The following is a 16,801-nucleotide window of genomic DNA, read 5'->3' as shown; positions in this document are numbered from 1 at the left end:
CTCCTAATTAATTATTCTACAACAGCAAGTATTTCGCTTTGTCTTAATATTGTATATTCTTGTCCATCTAATTTAACTTCAGTTCCAGAATATTTTTGGAATATAACCTTATCTCCAACTTTTAATTCCATAGTTATCTCTTTTCCATCAACAATTCCTCCTGGACCAACTTCAACAACTTCTGCTATTTGAGGCTGTTCTTTAGCAGCTCCAGGTAAAACTATTCCACTTGCAGTTTTTTCTTCTGCTTCAACTTTTTTAATTACAACTCTGTCAGCTAATGGTCTTATTTTCATTGTTTATACCTCCTAATGAATTTTTATATGTAGATTGAAATATTAATTAACTTATATTTTATCACTCTTTAATTAAGAGTGCTAACAATTATTATGATATACCAATCACATATATTTTTCAACTCTTTTTAAGTATTTTAAAACGCCCATTTTAGACATAATTCCCCCTTTAAAATGCATTAATGTTAGAATATTATAATATTGGAGAAAACAATCTAGCTATAGATTCTTTAGACTTTTTAACTATACTTCTATTTTTAAATTCATCTATATTTATTTCTTCACTGTTTTTCATATCCTCAAAGAAGTCATCCTTCATTAATTTAATAACAGTTTGATCATATATAAATGCATTTATCTCAAAATTTAACATGAAACTTCTTAGATCCATATTAGCAGAACCTGTAGATGCTATAATATCATCTATAATAATGACTTTCGAATGAATGAATCCTTTATTATATAAATATACTTTTCCTCCAGATTTCAGGATGTCATCAAAGTATGAATAAGAAGCTGTATTAACTATTTTATGATCTACTATTTTAGGGAATATAATTCTAACATCTACTCCACTTAATGCAGCGCTCTTTAAAGCTCTTAATATACTTTCATCTGGTATAAAATATGGTGTTTCAATGTATATGCTTTTTTTAGCTTCGCATATACCTAAAAAATATGCATAGTGTATAGCCTCCCAATCACTATCTGGACCACTTGCTACAACTTGTATCATAGAATTTCCACATTCACTTAACTTAGGAAAATATTCTTTATCTAATAAAACTTCTTTTGTATTGTAATACCAATCAATTAAAAATGTCATTTGCAACATATATACAGATGTTCCTTCTATTCTAATATGAGTATCTCTCCAATATCCAAACTTTTTGTTTTTACCCATATATTCATCGCCTATGTTTACTCCTCCTGTATATCCTATTTTCCCATCTATAACAGCTATCTTCCTATGGTTCCTATAATTTAATTTACCTCCTATAATAGGAAACTTAGTAGGTAAAAATGGTACAATCTCTATACCATAAGACTTCATCTCATTAAAAAATTTTCTATGAAACCAAAATCTCCAACACCCTACATCATCATATAAAATTCTAACTTTAACATTTTCTTTAGCTTTTTTTATTAATAGTTGTTTTATTTTTTGACCTATTTCACTATCTTTTATAATAAAGTATTCTAAATGTATATGATTATTAGCTTTACTTATATCATCCAAAAGATTTTTAAACTTTTCATTTCCATCTATAAATATATCTACTTTATTGTTTGTAGTGAAAGGAAACATACCTGTATTTAGTAATAAACTTATTATTTTTAGACGTGCGTTGTCCTCTTCATTATCTTTTAAGAATTTGCTTATGCTAATGGTATCTTGTTCTAACTCTATTAATTTATTTATTTCTTCTATATTTTTAAATAGTTTCTCTTCCTTCATATTACTAGCTAACTCTTGGGTTTTAAATATCTTTATTTTCCTTAAATTTCTTCCAAAAACAGCGTAAATAATTAAACCTATCCCTGGTAGTAAAATAAATATCAATAGCCAAGTTACAGTTTTAGAAGGGTCTCTATTTTCAAGTAATATTGTCATTGATATTATGGTCCCTGATATATAGGATAAAATTAAAAATCCTAATATTAAACCTTGTACAATATCCATATTCCCTCCCTATTAGACTATCTACCTATACCCAACTCTCTAGCATAGTAGAATAGATATTGTTGTGCGAACCCAGCTAAATCTCCAAACTTATCAATAGCATATGCTCTTATTTTTGGTAAACTCATATCTTCTGTAACATAAAATTCTTGCATTACTCTTTTTACCCAAACATCAACAGGGAATGTATCATATTTTCTCATCCCAAATAATGCTATACAATCACCGACTTTAGGTCCTACACCATTAAATTTCAATAACTCTTTTAAACATTCATCCGTACTTAATTTAGTATATTCACCCACATTATCATTGTCCTCAACAACTCTTTGAGTTGTGCTTTTTATATACTTATCTCTAAATCCAGTTTGACAGGCTCTTATTTCTTCTTGCGATGCCTTATTTAATTGTTCAGGAGTTGGAAACGAGTAATATTTTTTTCCATTATACTCCCCTATATACTCTCCAAATCTCTCTGATAAATTTTCTATTGCTCTTTGAATCATTGGTATTCTATTATTTGACGAAATTATAAATGATATAAGCATTTCCCATCCATCTTGCTGAAGTATCCTTATTCCCCATCCAAAATCACTTGCTTTATCTAAATATTCATCCATACTTCTCAATGTGTTTTTTATCTCTGTATAATTTCTTTCTAAATCAAAGTAATTAAACCAAATGTTATTAAAGTCCTCTAAATTAGTATTATTTAAATAAACAATATTTCCTTCTCTTTTTACATTTAATATTTTTCCTTTTGCTACACCTGTATAAGAATCATCATCTTGTCTATGCCATCTAAAACATTGACCACATTCAAATATATGCTTAGGATCAAAATCTGTGATTCCTTCTAATACAACTGAGTTTTCTTTTTCATATACATTCATTATTTTTTCTCCTTATTTGTTATTTTTACGTTTGTTTATAGACTTAATTTACCCATTATGCAATTAATTTAAATAATCTTTTTATCATATACAAACTTAGTTCTAAAAATCTAGAGTAGAATTAATTAAAATTTTTTGATAAAATACACTAGACATTAATCAATAGAAGGTGAACTTATATGAACGATAGAGGTATTTTTATTGCTATAGAGGGTCCTATTGGAGTAGGTAAAACTACTCTTGCAACAATCCTTAATGAACACTTCAATTATACTCTTTTAAGAGAAATAGTTGAAGAAAATCCTTTTTTATCAAAGTTTTATACAGATATAAAAGGTTATGCTTTACAAACAGAAGCATTCTTTTTATTTAATAGAGTAAAACAATTAGAAGACACAGAAAAAGAGCTTTTAAGCAACCATATTGGTGTTGTAAGTGATTATCATATAATAAAAAATCTTATATTTGCAGGTTTAACACTTGATAAAATGCAATTTCATAGATATAAACAAGTGTACAATACTTTTGTTAATGATTTACCTCAACCAGATATAATCGTATACTTGAATTCTGATACAGATGTGTTGATGAAAAGAATTGCTATGAGAGATAGAAGTTTTGAAAGACAAATGGATAGAAATTATATCGATGAGTTAAGATCTGAGTATAAATATTATTTTAACCCCCTATCTATAAAACATAATTTTATGGGAAAAGAACCTATAATCATAGAAATAGATAATTCTAATTTAGATTTCTTAAATAATGAGAAAGACAGAAATTTCATAATAGACAAAGTAACAAAAGCAATGACAACTTTAGGAGGACAGCAACATGTTTAAATTAATAAACCAAAGTAATACTCCCGCTAGTAGAGATAAGTTTATAACTGTAGCAGGAAATGTAGGTGCTGGAAAATCAACTTTAACAAAATTAGTGGGAGAAAAACTAGGTTTTGAAACTCACTTTGAAAAAGTTGATGGTAATCCATACTTAGAAGATTTTTACCAGAATCAAGAGGAGTGGGGGTTTCATCTTCAACTTTATTTCTTAGCTCAGAGGTTTAAACAACAAAAAGAGATTCATGCTAACGGACTAAATAATATACAAGATAGAAGTATATACGAAGATGTTGAAATATTTGCTAGAAACTTATATGATAATAAAAAAATGACTAAAAGAGACTATATAACTTACAGGGACTTATTCAATGATATGGTTCCATATCTAAAAAAGCCTGATTTAATGATCTACTTAGACGGTTCTTTAGATACTATAATAGATAGAATAAATCTTAGAGGACGTGATATGGAAAAAGCTGTTGACTTAGAATATTGGTCAAATCTTCATAATAGATATGAAAAATGGATAGCTGAATACGATCAATCTCCTGTTTTATATGTAAATATAAATGAAGTTGATTTAATAAATAATCCAGAACATCTTGACATGCTATGCAGTAAAATAAAAGAAACATTAGGAATATAATTTTTAAATTACTTTTTATAAATAATTATATAAATAAAAAAGATGCTTTTTAAGCATCTTTTTTATTTATATAATTATTTATCTGATTAATAAAGCGATTAATATTATTGCTGAAATAATTTGTAAAGTACCTACAGATACTGCATATATCGTAGCTGCTTTACCTTGTTGAATTAAATCTCTTATATTAACTCTTAGCCCAATAGCCGCTAATGCTATTATTTCAAGTTTATTACTTATATTCTTAGCTAATAGAGATACTTGAGGACTTATTATGTGTAAAGAGAATAAAGCACATGTTATAAAGAATCCTATTACATACCATGGTACTTTTATTTTTCCTCTCTCTATATCATCGACTTCTTCTTCTAAAATCTCCTTATTAGACTTATGTTTTAAATGTCCTAATGCAAATACAACTACTACTAAAAATATTATACGTACTATTTTGAATATCATAGACATATCTTTTACATGTTCACTTACCATTGCTCCACTTGCTACAACCTGACCTACAGATTGTAGTATTCCACCTATCATTCCAGATGTTTGCGTAATGTTATGTTTATATAAAAGTTGAGTTAAAAGAGGAAGTAAGAACATTAATACTATTCCAGTAACATTTACTATAGTTACAGCTATTCCTTTTTCTCTATCATCAGCATCAATTACAGGTGCTGTTGCAGCTATAGCAGATGAACCACAAACCGCATTACCACTTGCCATTAAATATGAAAAGTTTTTTGAAAAACCTAGTTTATTTCCTATATATATAACTCCTATTAAGGTTATTGACATTTGTAAAATTATAAATAAAATTCCTGAAAATCCTATGTCTGAAATTGTACTAATACTTAATGTTGCTCCTAATAATACTATTGAATACGATAATAAATCAGTTTCAGAAAATTTATATCCTTTTTGAAATATATCTTGATTTAAAAATACATTCCCAACAAACATCCCTAGAAATATTGCTATAGATGCAGCTCCTAAATTAGGAACAAATTTTGCAAGAAACATACTTATCAAAGCTACTAATAATGAAACTATAAATCCTGGTAATATATCACTTATTGCTTTTGTAAATCCTTTATGTTCTCTTGACATATTATTAATCCTTTCTATTTATATTTGAATTTTACCTTCTTCGATAGTATATAATTATATTAACCATAAGTAAAATAAATATACTTAATATATACCATTGATTTTTCCTATGATTAGTGTATACTTATATGTGGTTATAATAGTCAATACTTTTATATAAACATAAAAATATTTAATACAGTAGGAGTTGTTAAATTTGTTTGAAGAATTAAAAACATTTATCGCTGTGGTAGATTTTAAAAATTTCACTAAGGCTGGAAATCATCTAAATCTATCTCAACCAACAGTAAGTACTCATATAAAAAATTTAGAAACTTTTTTTGGAACAACTTTAATAAATAGATCTGTTAAGCAAAAAAACATTTTCATAACTGAGAAAGGGTATATTTTATATAAGAGAGCTAAGGAAGTACTAAATTTAATGGATGTTACATATAAAGAAATTAGTAATAGTTCCACTACAATTACAGGTACTTTAAAAATTGGGGCTAGTTCTACAATAGGAGATTATATTTTACCTAAATTTTTATCTATTTTTTCAGAGAAATATCCTGATATAAATGTAGAAATTTTCACAGAGAATACTTCTGCTGTATGTTCTGATATAAGAAACTTTATTTTAGATATCGGCTTAATAGAAGGTAATTTAAATGATTCTAACTTCAATAAAGGATATTTTTTAAAAGATAAATTAACCCTAGCATTACCTTTTGAATCCGATTTAACAGAAGATAACTTTTTATTCTCTAGCCTTCAAAATAAAAAATGGATTGTTAGAGAAAATGGGTCTGGTACTAGAGACTATCTAGATTTATTTTTAAGTAAATATAAAATACTACCTAAAAGTATCATGGTTGTAGGAAGTAACTATGCGGTTAAAGAATCCATAAAAAATAAATTAGGAATAAGCATAATTTCTAAGTTTATAGCTAACCCCGCAGTTGAAAATAGTGAAATATCGACTATAACATTAGATAACACATTCACACGTAATTTTTCATATATTTTACCTAAAGATGTAAATGTTTCTGAAGCAGCCCATATTTTTTTAAGAGAATTAAAGTTATATTCAACAACATTAGAATAAATTATTAATAAAATAAAAACCTAATGATAGTAATATCATTAGGTTTTTATTTTATTAATAATTACATTCCTATTTCTTTAAATTCTCTACTTCCTGGTTTAACTAATTCTATCTTTCCTTCTTTACATAAAGGACACTTATCAGAATCATGTACCTCTATTTCAAGCTTTATAGCACTATATATAGGCATTCCTATATCTTTAGAAGTTCTGTTTGCTATACAAGCAACTCCAATAACTTCTCCACCTAATTTTTCTAATGCTTCTTTAGTTTCTATAGTTGATTTACCTGTTGTAACTACATCTTCAGCTATTATTATTTTAGCTCCTGGCTTAACTTCAAATCCTCTTCTTAATTCCATTACACCATCTTTTCTTTCAGTAAACACTGTTTCTTTGTTTAATTGTCTTCCTAATTCATAAGAAACTATTACTCCACCCATAGCTGGTCCAACTACTAAATCTATATCTAAATCTTTTATTTGCTCAACAACTGTACTTAAAACTTCTTCTGCGTACTTTGGAAATCTTAATACCTTTGCACACTGCACATATCTATTACTATGCTTTCCAGAAGATAATAAGAAATGACCTTCTAATAATGCATCACTTTTCTTTAATATTTCTACTACATCCACTTTATTTTCAACTATATTCATAATTCTTTCCTCCAATTTTTTATTGTCTATTTATTTTAATTTTTATAATATTCCTCTTATTTCGTCTAAATTTTTTATTCCTTCTCTTTCCATATAACTTTCTATTCCAGCTATTATATCAAGTCCTATCTTAGGATTAATAAAGTTTGCAGTTCCAACTTGTATGCATGTTGCTCCTGCCATAATAAACTCTATAGCATCTTGCCATGTTGTTATTCCACCCATTCCCATTACTGGTATATTTACAGCATTACAAACTTCATGAACCATTCTAAGCGCTATTGGCTTTATAGCAGGTCCAGATAATCCTGCATATACATTTTCAAAAACAGGCTTCCTTTTATTTATATCAATTGCCATTGCTTTAAAAGTATTTACTAAAGATATTCCATCAGCACCTTCTTCTTCACATACTTTAGCCATACCAACTATATCTTCCGCATTTGGCGATAATTTCACTACTAATGGTAAATCTGTAACCTTCCTTACTTCTCTTACTACTTCTCTTGCTACTTCATTTTTTATACCAAAAGCCATTCCTCCTGCTTTTACATTTGGGCAAGATATATTAAGCTCTATCATATCTATTGGTTGATCATTTAATAATTTAACGCCTTCTATGTAATCTTCTAATGTTCCGCCACCCACATTGGCAATTCTTACAAAATCTAAATTCTTAAAAAATTGTAATTCATTATCTATAAAACCTTGTACTCCTGGGTTTTCAAGTCCAACACTATTCATCATTCCTGATTGCGTTTCACAAACTCTCATACCTTCATTTCCAGATCTTTTATTTAATGTAAGTCCCTTGCTACTTACTCCACCTAGCTTTTGTATATCATAAATTTCGTTATATTCTTTTCCAAATCCAAAAGTTCCTGATGCCATAACTACTGGATTTTTAAAGTCTATATTTCCAAACTTAACATTTAAATTAGCCATTAGAAAATCACGTCCTCTCCCCAAAATACTGGTCCATCTTTACAAGTCTTTTTATTTCCAAATTGAGTTTTACAAGTACAAACTAAACAAGCTCCTACTCCACATGCCATATGATTTTCTAAAGATACCATTATCTTTGTGTTTGTTCCTTGTGTCATATCAACTAGTTTTTCCATCATCGGTGTTGGTCCACAAGTTAATATATAGTCATATTTTTCTACATCTAATATATCTGTTACAAAAGTATTACCTGTAGCTATATGTACTTCTTTGCATAATTCTTTATACTTATCTATTAGTACTCCTTCTTTTCTAAATCCAAGGTAAGCATCACAGTTTTCTATATTTTTAGCAACTAAATATAATGGGGCTACTCCAATTCCGCCTCCTACTAGAGCTACCTTTCCTTCAACCTTTGTATAACCATTCCCATATGGACCCTCTAACTTTATAGTATCTCCTTCTCTTAACCTACTTAAAATTTCAGTACCCTCTCCAAATACCTTATATAAGAAACTTATACTATTATCATCTATATCATGTATACTTATTGGTCTTGATAAAAGTGGATATGTGTCCCAAGCTCTTAGCATATAGAATTGACCCATTTCTCCTTTAAAGTTGCCTTCCACTCTCATTAGATACATATCTTCCCCTACATATCTATTTTCTAGAACTTTATACATTACATATCCCCCTCTACTTTGTAAGCTATTTTACCATCTCTTATTGTCATAATTACTTTGCCTATAATCTTTTGATTATTGAAAGGATTGTTTTTACCTTTAGATACGAACTTAGATGTATCTATTACATCTTCTTCATTTTCATCTATTAAAACTAAATCTGCTTTTAATCCTTCTTCTATTAATCCTTGATTTAATCCAAGAAGTTTTGCAGGATTAGCACTCATCATCTCACTTAATTTATTTAAAGATATTTCATTTTCTTTAAATACCTTATTAACCATTGCAAATGCTACTTCTATATTAGATATCCCTGGAGAACCTGCTTTTTTGTCATCTTCAGTGTGAGGCGCATGGTCTGTTCCTATCATATCTATATATCCATCTTTAATTCCCTCTATTAAAGATTTCATATCTTCTTCCTTAGCAAATGCTGGATTTACTTTATAATCTAATCCATAACCATATATATGGTGTGGACCAACTTCACAAGTAAACTTATATCCTTCATTCTTATATTTTTTAATTTCATTTAAAGTATCTTCTAAACTTATATGGCATATATGTAAGTTTCCGCCAACTTCCTTTAGCATCTTTAAGTCTCTTTGTACTATTTCATACTCTGGTTGACAATGAGTTAATACTTTAAAGTCCAATTGAGATGATAATCTTAAAGTTTCTTTCATAATTTCTTCATTAAATAATGTATATCCATCATCTGAGAATAAATCTGTATACTTTCTCATTGATGCTATATCTATCATTTCTTGACCATCTAAATCTTTAGTTATTGCGCATACTTGCTTTATTTCGCATAAATCTAATTCTTTTGCTTTATTAAGTATATATTCCATGACCTCTTTATTATCACAAACCGGCTTTGTATTTGCCATTGGACAAAGTACTGTAAATCCACCTTTTAAAGCAGCCATTTGACCTGTTTCTAAGTCTTCTTTATGTGTCAGCCCCGGGTCTCTTAAGTGTGTATGTAAGTCTATAAAAGAAGGCATTAATACGTACCCATTTCCATCTACTATATTTACACTCTCATTTTTTATTTCTATTTTTTGATCTATTTTTGAAATTACTCCATTCGATACAAGTAAATCCGCCTTAAAGTCTTTTTTAACATCTACAATTCTAACATTTCTAAATAATATGTTACTCATTTGTGCTCACCTCTAAATTCAATTTTAAAAGTTTTGTTATCAAAGCCATTCTTACAAACATCCCAAACTTAGCTTGCTTAAAATAAACTGCTCTTTCATCAGTATCTACATCAGTATCTATCTCATTTACTCTTGGTAATGGATGCATAACTAACATATCTTCTTTAGCATTACTAAGTTTTGGTGCATTTAGTATGTAATAATCTTTTAATCTTTCATACTCAGCTTTATCTTCAAATCTTTCTTGTTGAACTCTGGTCATATACAGTACGTCTAATCTATCAATAACTTCATCTAAGCTATTAGTTTCATAGTATTCATGTCCTTTTATAGCATCTTTTATATAATCAGGCATCTTAAGTTCATTAGGTGCTATAAATACAAATTTTGTATTTTTGTATCTAGCCATTGCTTTAACTAAAGAATGTACTGTTCTTCCATTTTTTAAGTCTCCGCATATACCAATTGTGTGATTTTCTAAATTTCCTTTAAGTGACTTTATTGTAAGTAAATCGGTAAGTGTTTGAGTTGGATGTTGATTTCCTCCATCTCCCGCGTTTATAAAAGGTACTTCAGTATATTTTATAGCTTCATTTGCTGCTCCAAATTGAGGATGCCTCATAACTATTAAATCAACATAGTTTGATACAGTTTTCATTGTATCTCCTAGAGATTCTCCTTTTGATACTGATGATGAATTTGGTTCAGAAAAACCTATTACTTGACCACCTAATCTTTTCATCGCTGCTTCAAAGCTTAATCTTGTTCTTGTTGATGGCTCATAAAACAATGTAGCCATTAATTTACCTTCACATATACGGGAATAATTTGACGGATTATCAATTATTTTTTGAGATAATTCTAATATTTCATCTATTTCCTCAACAGAAAAGTCTTCTGGTTGGATTAAATTCCTTGATTTTAACATTTTATTAGTTCCTCCTTTTTTAGCCTCTCTGGACTAAAATTAAAAGTATTTTATTCTTTAAGTAAGGTTATCATTTTTATAAATCTATGTCAATATGTTAACAGAATTTATTAAAAAAAAGGATGCTAACATTAAATTTTAGCATCCCTTTAATTTATTATTCTATTATAAAACTCTCTTCGCAGTTATAAATCTATTCGTATAATAAGAAGAATTTATACTAGTTATCTTTACAGTTTCTCCTGGTTTAGGTGAATGTATCATATTTCCACCACCTATATATATACCAACGTGACTTACACTTCCACTTCCGAAAAATACTAAGTCTCCTGGTTGTAAATTAGCTTTACTTACAGTTGTCCCATATGTAGACTGAGCAGATGACGACCTAGGTATAGATATTCCTGCAGCATTCTTATATACATAAGAAGTTAATCCTGAACAGTCAAAGCTATTTGGACCTTCTGCACCCCATACGTATGGAGATCCTATCTTAGAGTACGCTAAGTTAACAACTGCTTGAGCTAATGATGTATTTGCAGCTGGAACATTTGTGTTACTTTGTTCTATTTTATTTGATGAACTACTATTTTGATTGCTTGATGTATTGTTTGTAGCATTATTCGTAGTGTTATTTGTAACATTGTTTGTAGTTTGAATATTTGAGTTAGAGTTTTGAGTTGTTGAAACTGTATTTATAGCTTGATCTTCAACAACAACTTCTTCTATTACAGGCGCTTCATCTGATACATAATTTGCATTTACATATCCTTCTTCTTCACCATTTTTTACTTTTATCCATTCATCTTGAACCTCAACTACTTGTAGTTCAGTTCCTTTAGTTAATTCTTCTATTATTTCAGAATCTGTATTTGATTCTTTTCTAAAATTAACTTTTTCTTCTGTAACAAAAGCTGAAGCAGATTCTACATCAACATATCTTGATGGAATCCATCCTTTTTCATCTCCTACAGAAACTTCAACCCAATCTCCTTGAGTAGCTAAAACTTTAAACTCATCTCCTGTATAAGCTACAAGCTTTACAGAACCTTCATTTCTTATTTTTACAGCAACTCCATCTTTAACAGTTGCTTTTTTATATGTAATTTCTTTATATTCATCTAAATCTATAGCACCTTGGCTAGTTTTATCTTCTATATTTTCAGCAGGCTTAACTTCATCTGCATTTACTACTGCAGTCATTGATGATATTGCCATTACTGATGCAAACATAGGTACTAATATTTTTCTCTTCATATATACTTCCTCCTAAAATTCACTATAAATGCAAGGATAAAATACTAATACACAAGATTGTAGTAAATTTGTAACTAATTTGTAATTTATTTTTTTAAATTTTATAGTATTCTTATGTTAGCGAAACAAAATAAAAATTTACATCTTGTATAAGATTTTTATCAAAAGTTAAATTAACTTATTTTATCCAAAATTTGTTTTAATTAAATTATATAGTAATTTCAAGGAGAAGTAAAGTTTTTTCTAGCTTTTCCTATTTTTATGTGCATAATTCGGATTAAAAATGGGCATAATTTTTAATTTAAATATAAATATTAAAAACGACTATAATTCTTATTATAGTCATTTTCTTGTCAATTAAATACTATATTCAAACTCTCCATTTTCTTTCATTGAAAAGAAATCTGAGTATCCTATATCAAATATTATATCTTCTAAATTATCGATTTCTATTTTATTTTTTATTAATTGAGTTATAACTCCTGTATATGAAATATCCCCTTGGGCTATAAATCCATATATTATATTATCTTTATATACAAACTTTCTATATCCATCATCGTCATTTCTAGTTGTAGTATTATAACTATCATCTTGTGGATTTACAATACCTAATGATATTGTCGGTATACCCATAAAGTTCATACTGTTTTTGAATGTAAAGTTATCATCTAGCAATTTTTCTTTACCTGCCATATTATTTGCAGCTACTATACCTTGTTTTACTGCTAAAGGCCAAATTGCATTTTTTCCAATCACATCCCCTGCTGCATAAATATCTTTTACTGAAGTTTCACATTTATTATTTATTACTATACCTCTATCATATTCTATATCTGTTCCACTTATAAAATCACTATTTGGAACAACTCCTGTAGCTACTATTAATAAATCACAATCAACAACACTTCCATCATTTAATCTAACACCTGAAACATTGTTGTTATTATCTAATGTAATCTCACTTATAGTGCTGTTTGAATGTAAATTTATACCCTTTTTTATGAATTCTTCTTCATATACTTTAGATGAATACTTATCTAACTGTCTATCTAATATAAACTCACTAGGATATATTAATGATATGTCTAAATCTTTATATTCTATTATACCTGTTAATGCATCTATTCCTATAAGACCTGCCCCTATTATAGCTACTTTTTTTGAATTAATTAACTTATCCTTTATATTGTATACATCATCTATATTTCTTAATGAATATATATTTCTACCTTCTTTTATATTTTTTATTAGAGGTATGAATGATGATGCTCCTGTTGCTATTAGTAGCTTATCATATGGTACACTATCATCATTAATAATAACCTTTTTATTATATATATCTATATTCTTAACTATTTTACCTTTTATCCATTTTATATTATTATCTCTCATAAAACTTTCTTCTATAAAACTGATATCTTCTATACTTCTATGACCTGAAATTACATGATGTAGCATACAACGCGAATAAACCTTATCATCTTTTGAAATTATAGTTATATTTGAATATGAGTCTAATTCCCTTAATGTTTTAGCTGCATTTATTCCTGCGGCACTAGCGCCTAATATAATATACTCTTTTTTACTCAGCATAAATTTCCTCCTTTTGTAACTCTATTGCTCCCGTAGGACAACTAGCTACACATCTAGGGAGTTCCTCATCTTTGCATAAATCACATTTTAATATATTTTTCTTGGTTCTATCATCAACTTTTAAAAGTCCATAAGGACATGACATAATACACATATAGCATGAACCACATTTTTTATCATCGTATGAAACTATACCAGTTTCTTTATCTTTTTTCATAGCACCACTCATGCAAGTAATTACACACTCTGGTTCTTCACAGTGTCTACAAAATATAGGAACAGGTTTACTATATTTATCAAGCTCTATATGCCCCATACTTTCATTATCTTTATCTTCTAAATCTAAAAAATATATATTTTCAACATTACTATGCTTTAGCATACATCCTAAAATACAACTTTTGCATCCTGCACATAAATCTTTATTTATTAAAATTCTATGCATAGACTTCCACTTCCTTTAATCCAAGTTTTTGTCTTCTATCTACTATTATTTCCACTAGTTGATCAGCTGTTGATTTAGGATCTGGATTTACTATTACATTACCACCTGTTATATCTTTTAGTGATTCTGTTAATACTTCTGTAACTAATTTACTTCCTGTTATAAATGGAGGTAATGCTAAGTGTAATGGTAAGCCTAGTGCTAATCCAAATGCTCCATCAGCTAATGCTTGCTCTTCTAACCATTGTGGAGCTGATAATACTAATGGTAATTGCGGTAAATCTACACCCATATATTCAGCTAATTCTGTTGCTACTATTTCTAATCTACCAATTGCTAGACATGGACCAAAGTTTAATACTGGTGGTATTCCTAATTTTTTGCATACTAATTTTAAATTTTCTCCCGCTAATTCTTCAGCTCCTAAAGACATAAAACCTACATTCTCAAGTCCACCTGTTGAACATCCTGCAGACAAAACTATAATGTCTCTCTTTATTAATTCTTTAGTTAGCTCTACTGTATTTATATCATGTCCACCTGCTGTCATATTCGAACATCCTACTATAGCTGCTATTCCCTTTATAGTTCCATCTGCAATTAAATCTACAAGTGGCTTCCAAGAGTTTCCTAAGAAATCTTTTAAATTCTTTTCACTTACACCTGTTAAAGACTCTTCATAACCGTGATCTTTAGGTATATCTATTTGAACACTTCCTCTTCTTGTTTTATAAGAATCTAATGCTTCGTTAATTAACTTCATATCTATTTCATCATATTTATTTCTATCCAAATAAATATATTCTGCATTCTTCTTTTTAGCGACATCATCTAAGCACATCATTTTTACTTGTAAGGAATCCGCAATTGGCTCTAATCCTGGTATTGTACAGTTAAATTCTGAAACAACCATATCTATTGCCCCAGTTGATAAAACCGCTTCACTTGTAAAATTATTTCCTGCATGACCTGCAAATATATCTTGATAGTGCTCACCTCTTAACTGCAAATCTTGACCTACACAAGTACATCCTACTAATCTAAATCCTTTTGCACCTGCATTTTTTGCTAATTTCACTATTTCTGGTTGTGTTAATTTATCTTGGAAACTTGTAAATATTGAATGTTGGTGTCCTGTTATCATTATATTTATATAATCTTCATCTATTACTCTAAACCCTACTGGAGCCATTCTTATTACTGGATCACCTAACATTATGTCATTTAGAAGATTTGTCAATGTTAATCCATATAGTCCTGTTGAAATTCCTAGACTTAAACAATTCATTAACATATCAACTGGATCGCTATTTAAGTTTGTTGAAGATTTCACTACTCCATCAAAAACTTCTGATTTTGCTCCACCAGGCATTATACCAAGTGCTTTCCACTTTTCTACTCTAGGTTTATATGCTATTTTTTCTACTAATTCCATTTTTTCAAATCTTGGTTTATATAAATCATTTAGAACTGCGTTTGATATTTTTATGCATTTTTCATATTTATTATTTTCCTCTATCCCTAGTTTTTGTGCTAGATAATTTAAGGCTTTTTCACTCTTTATTATGCCTTTTGTCTCCCCTATATGTTTTAAATTTAAAGCAGTGTTTTCTACTACATGAATATAACAAGCAGATCCTGATGATACAGCTCTTAGAAAATTTCTAGCTACTATTGTATCTGCATCAGCTCCACAAATTCCTTTTGGTGATTTAGGAGTTATCCTACAAGGTCCATTTGCGCATAACCTACAACAGACACCTTGAAGACCAAACCCACACTTTTGTTTTTGCTGCTCAGTTCTATGAAATGCCGTGTCAAATTCTTTAGTAGATACAAAAGTTTGCAGCCTTTCATCTGCACTCTTACACATTTTACAACTATTACAATTCATTTTTAAATCCCCCTTAAAAACTTTATAATTGTTTGCTATATGACTATATTATTTAGAAGTGATTTTTGAGTTGTGATAAATATATTTTTAACATAATCTATTTTTATTTATACCTATACAAATTTTATTTAATCAATTTTTCATATAAAAAATTAACAAAATTAATACAATTATTTACTAATTATCATCTCATTTTTATATATTTATTAAATTAAAATTTCAAAATCAATTTGGTTTACTGAAAACATTTCCATGTCGTAATTCACAGCATTATGTAGAATGCTTTTATTTGTTAATCAGTACCAATTTTGATATAATATTACTGATAATACTAACTTTTAAAGGGGAGGAATTTTAATATGGCTTACATAATAAATGATGCTTGCATAAGCTGTGGTGCTTGTGCTGATGAATGTCCAGTTGAATGTATATCTGAAGGGGATGAAAGATACGTTATAAACGCTGATGAATGCGTTGAATGTGGCTCTTGTGCTGAAGTTTGTCCAGTAGACGCTCCACAACAAGCTGAATAATTAAAAACGAAACTATAATACGGGCTATCTTTTCAGTGTTTATACACTTTAAGATACGCCCGTTTTATTTTTTAATAAAAAAGTCACAAGACTTATGTCTTCTGACCTTTCCCCTATTTAAAAGAATTTAGC

General features: G+C 28.7%; 17 protein-coding genes. 4 read left to right on the top strand and 13 right to left on the bottom strand.

Annotated features, from left to right (window positions below):
- Positions 1-11 precede the first annotated feature (11 nt).
- From I2A66_RS12720 to I2A66_RS12710, 3 genes are all read right to left on the bottom strand, one after another.
- Positions 12-296, bottom strand: a complete 285-nt coding sequence (locus tag I2A66_RS12720) for a co-chaperone GroES (protein ID WP_122640443.1) — start codon at positions 294-296, stop codon at positions 12-14.
- A 193-nt stretch (positions 297-489) separates the two neighbouring features.
- Positions 490-1,980, bottom strand: coding sequence for a cardiolipin synthase (gene cls / locus I2A66_RS12715; protein WP_195251787.1), 1,491 nt, complete (start codon positions 1,978-1,980; stop codon positions 490-492).
- Between the two features lie 17 nt (positions 1,981-1,997).
- A complete protein-coding gene (locus I2A66_RS12710) occupies positions 1,998-2,873 on the bottom strand; it encodes a DNA-3-methyladenine glycosylase family protein (protein WP_122640441.1) in 876 nt (291 codons plus the stop codon).
- Positions 2,874-3,052: 179 nt separating this feature from the next.
- On the opposite strand from I2A66_RS12710, the gene I2A66_RS12705 reads away from it, so the two are divergent.
- On the top strand, positions 3,053-3,715 hold the full coding sequence (locus tag I2A66_RS12705) for a deoxynucleoside kinase (RefSeq protein WP_122640440.1): 663 nt from the start codon (positions 3,053-3,055) through the stop codon (positions 3,713-3,715).
- Positions 3,708-4,361 carry a deoxynucleoside kinase gene (locus I2A66_RS12700; protein WP_147516772.1) on the top strand — a complete coding sequence of 218 codons (654 nt, stop codon included), beginning with the start codon at positions 3,708-3,710 and terminating at the stop codon, positions 4,359-4,361. Before I2A66_RS12705 ends, I2A66_RS12700 begins: the two co-directional genes overlap by 8 nt.
- Positions 4,362-4,439: 78 nt before the next feature.
- On the opposite strand, the gene I2A66_RS12695 is transcribed toward I2A66_RS12700, so the two are convergent.
- A complete protein-coding gene (locus I2A66_RS12695) occupies positions 4,440-5,471 on the bottom strand; it encodes a YeiH family protein (RefSeq protein WP_147516773.1) in 1,032 nt (343 codons plus the stop codon).
- Positions 5,472-5,667: 196 nt separating this feature from the next.
- On the opposite strand from I2A66_RS12695, the gene I2A66_RS12690 reads away from it, so the two are divergent.
- Positions 5,668-6,558: a LysR substrate-binding domain-containing protein gene (locus tag I2A66_RS12690; protein WP_147516774.1), complete on the top strand. Its 891-nt coding sequence runs from the start codon at positions 5,668-5,670 to the stop codon at positions 6,556-6,558.
- A 61-nt stretch (positions 6,559-6,619) separates the two neighbouring features.
- Here I2A66_RS12690 and pyrE read toward each other — a convergent pair whose 3' ends face one another.
- The 9 genes from pyrE to cooS all read right to left on the bottom strand — a co-directional run bounded on the left by pyrE (position 6,620) and on the right by cooS (position 16,136).
- Positions 6,620-7,216: an orotate phosphoribosyltransferase gene (gene pyrE / locus I2A66_RS12685; RefSeq protein WP_122640436.1), complete on the bottom strand. Its 597-nt coding sequence runs from the start codon at positions 7,214-7,216 to the stop codon at positions 6,620-6,622.
- A gap of 42 nt (positions 7,217-7,258) precedes the next feature.
- Entirely contained in the window at positions 7,259-8,161 is a 903-nt protein-coding gene (locus I2A66_RS12680; RefSeq protein ID WP_122640435.1) for a dihydroorotate dehydrogenase, read from the bottom strand.
- Complete coding sequence (locus tag I2A66_RS12675) at positions 8,161-8,847, bottom strand: dihydroorotate dehydrogenase electron transfer subunit (protein WP_147516775.1); 687 nt, start codon at positions 8,845-8,847, stop codon at positions 8,161-8,163. The genes I2A66_RS12680 and I2A66_RS12675 overlap by 1 nt, the downstream gene beginning before the upstream one ends.
- On the bottom strand, positions 8,847-10,016 hold the full coding sequence (locus I2A66_RS12670; protein ID WP_122640433.1) for a dihydroorotase: 1,170 nt from the start codon (positions 10,014-10,016) through the stop codon (positions 8,847-8,849). The genes I2A66_RS12675 and I2A66_RS12670 overlap by 1 nt, the downstream gene beginning before the upstream one ends.
- Positions 10,009-10,944, bottom strand: coding sequence for an aspartate carbamoyltransferase (gene pyrB, locus I2A66_RS12665; protein WP_147516777.1), 936 nt, complete (start codon positions 10,942-10,944; stop codon positions 10,009-10,011). The genes I2A66_RS12670 and pyrB overlap by 8 nt, the downstream gene beginning before the upstream one ends.
- 165 nt (positions 10,945-11,109) lie before the next feature.
- A complete protein-coding gene (locus I2A66_RS12660) occupies positions 11,110-12,201 on the bottom strand; it encodes a C40 family peptidase (protein ID WP_122640431.1) in 1,092 nt (363 codons plus the stop codon).
- 357 nt (positions 12,202-12,558) lie between these two features.
- A complete protein-coding gene (locus I2A66_RS12655) occupies positions 12,559-13,797 on the bottom strand; it encodes an NAD(P)/FAD-dependent oxidoreductase (protein WP_147516778.1) in 1,239 nt (412 codons plus the stop codon).
- On the bottom strand, positions 13,787-14,242 hold the full coding sequence (locus I2A66_RS12650; RefSeq protein WP_122640429.1) for a 4Fe-4S dicluster domain-containing protein: 456 nt from the start codon (positions 14,240-14,242) through the stop codon (positions 13,787-13,789). Before I2A66_RS12650 ends, I2A66_RS12655 begins: the two co-directional genes overlap by 11 nt.
- Positions 14,235-16,136 carry an anaerobic carbon-monoxide dehydrogenase catalytic subunit gene (cooS, locus tag I2A66_RS12645; RefSeq protein ID WP_122640428.1) on the bottom strand — a complete coding sequence of 634 codons (1,902 nt, stop codon included), beginning with the start codon at positions 16,134-16,136 and terminating at the stop codon, positions 14,235-14,237. The genes I2A66_RS12650 and cooS overlap by 8 nt, the downstream gene beginning before the upstream one ends.
- 359 nt (positions 16,137-16,495) lie before the next feature.
- Here cooS and I2A66_RS12640 point away from each other — a divergent pair, with 359 nt between their 5' ends.
- Complete coding sequence (locus I2A66_RS12640; protein WP_122640427.1) at positions 16,496-16,669, top strand: DUF362 domain-containing protein; 174 nt, start codon at positions 16,496-16,498, stop codon at positions 16,667-16,669.
- Positions 16,670-16,801 lie beyond the last annotated feature (132 nt).

It is taken from the genome of Romboutsia sp. 1001713B170207_170306_H8 (genome assembly GCF_015550495.1).
Taxonomy (GTDB): Bacteria; Bacillota; Clostridia; order Peptostreptococcales; family Peptostreptococcaceae; genus Romboutsia_E.
Note: the sequence above shows the minus strand (reverse complement) of the source record. Positions and strands in the feature narration are given on the sequence as shown.

Excerpts from the sequence above, each read along its gene's own strand:
- I2A66_RS12720 (WP_122640443.1), bottom strand. The coding sequence starts at position 296 with ATGAAAATAAGACCATTAGCTGACAGAGTTGTAATTAAAAAAGTTGAA.
- cls (WP_195251787.1), bottom strand. The coding sequence starts at position 1,980 with ATGGATATTGTACAAGGTTTAATATTAGGATTTTTAATTTTATCCTAT.
- I2A66_RS12710 (WP_122640441.1), bottom strand. The coding sequence starts at position 2,873 with ATGAATGTATATGAAAAAGAAAACTCAGTTGTATTAGAAGGAATCACA.
- I2A66_RS12705 (WP_122640440.1), top strand. The coding sequence starts at position 3,053 with ATGAACGATAGAGGTATTTTTATTGCTATAGAGGGTCCTATTGGAGTA.
- I2A66_RS12700 (WP_147516772.1), top strand. The coding sequence starts at position 3,708 with ATGTTTAAATTAATAAACCAAAGTAATACTCCCGCTAGTAGAGATAAG.
- I2A66_RS12695 (WP_147516773.1), bottom strand. The coding sequence starts at position 5,471 with ATGTCAAGAGAACATAAAGGATTTACAAAAGCAATAAGTGATATATTA.
- pyrE (WP_122640436.1), bottom strand. The coding sequence starts at position 7,216 with ATGAATATAGTTGAAAATAAAGTGGATGTAGTAGAAATATTAAAGAAA.
- I2A66_RS12680 (WP_122640435.1), bottom strand. The coding sequence starts at position 8,161 with ATGGCTAATTTAAATGTTAAGTTTGGAAATATAGACTTTAAAAATCCA.
- I2A66_RS12675 (WP_147516775.1), bottom strand. The coding sequence starts at position 8,847 with ATGTATAAAGTTCTAGAAAATAGATATGTAGGGGAAGATATGTATCTA.
- I2A66_RS12670 (WP_122640433.1), bottom strand. The coding sequence starts at position 10,016 with ATGAGTAACATATTATTTAGAAATGTTAGAATTGTAGATGTTAAAAAA.
- pyrB (WP_147516777.1), bottom strand. The coding sequence starts at position 10,944 with ATGTTAAAATCAAGGAATTTAATCCAACCAGAAGACTTTTCTGTTGAG.
- I2A66_RS12660 (WP_122640431.1), bottom strand. The coding sequence starts at position 12,201 with ATGAAGAGAAAAATATTAGTACCTATGTTTGCATCAGTAATGGCAATA.
- I2A66_RS12655 (WP_147516778.1), bottom strand. The coding sequence starts at position 13,797 with ATGCTGAGTAAAAAAGAGTATATTATATTAGGCGCTAGTGCCGCAGGA.
- I2A66_RS12650 (WP_122640429.1), bottom strand. The coding sequence starts at position 14,242 with ATGCATAGAATTTTAATAAATAAAGATTTATGTGCAGGATGCAAAAGT.
- cooS (WP_122640428.1), bottom strand. The coding sequence starts at position 16,136 with ATGAATTGTAATAGTTGTAAAATGTGTAAGAGTGCAGATGAAAGGCTG.
- I2A66_RS12640 (WP_122640427.1), top strand. The coding sequence starts at position 16,496 with ATGGCTTACATAATAAATGATGCTTGCATAAGCTGTGGTGCTTGTGCT.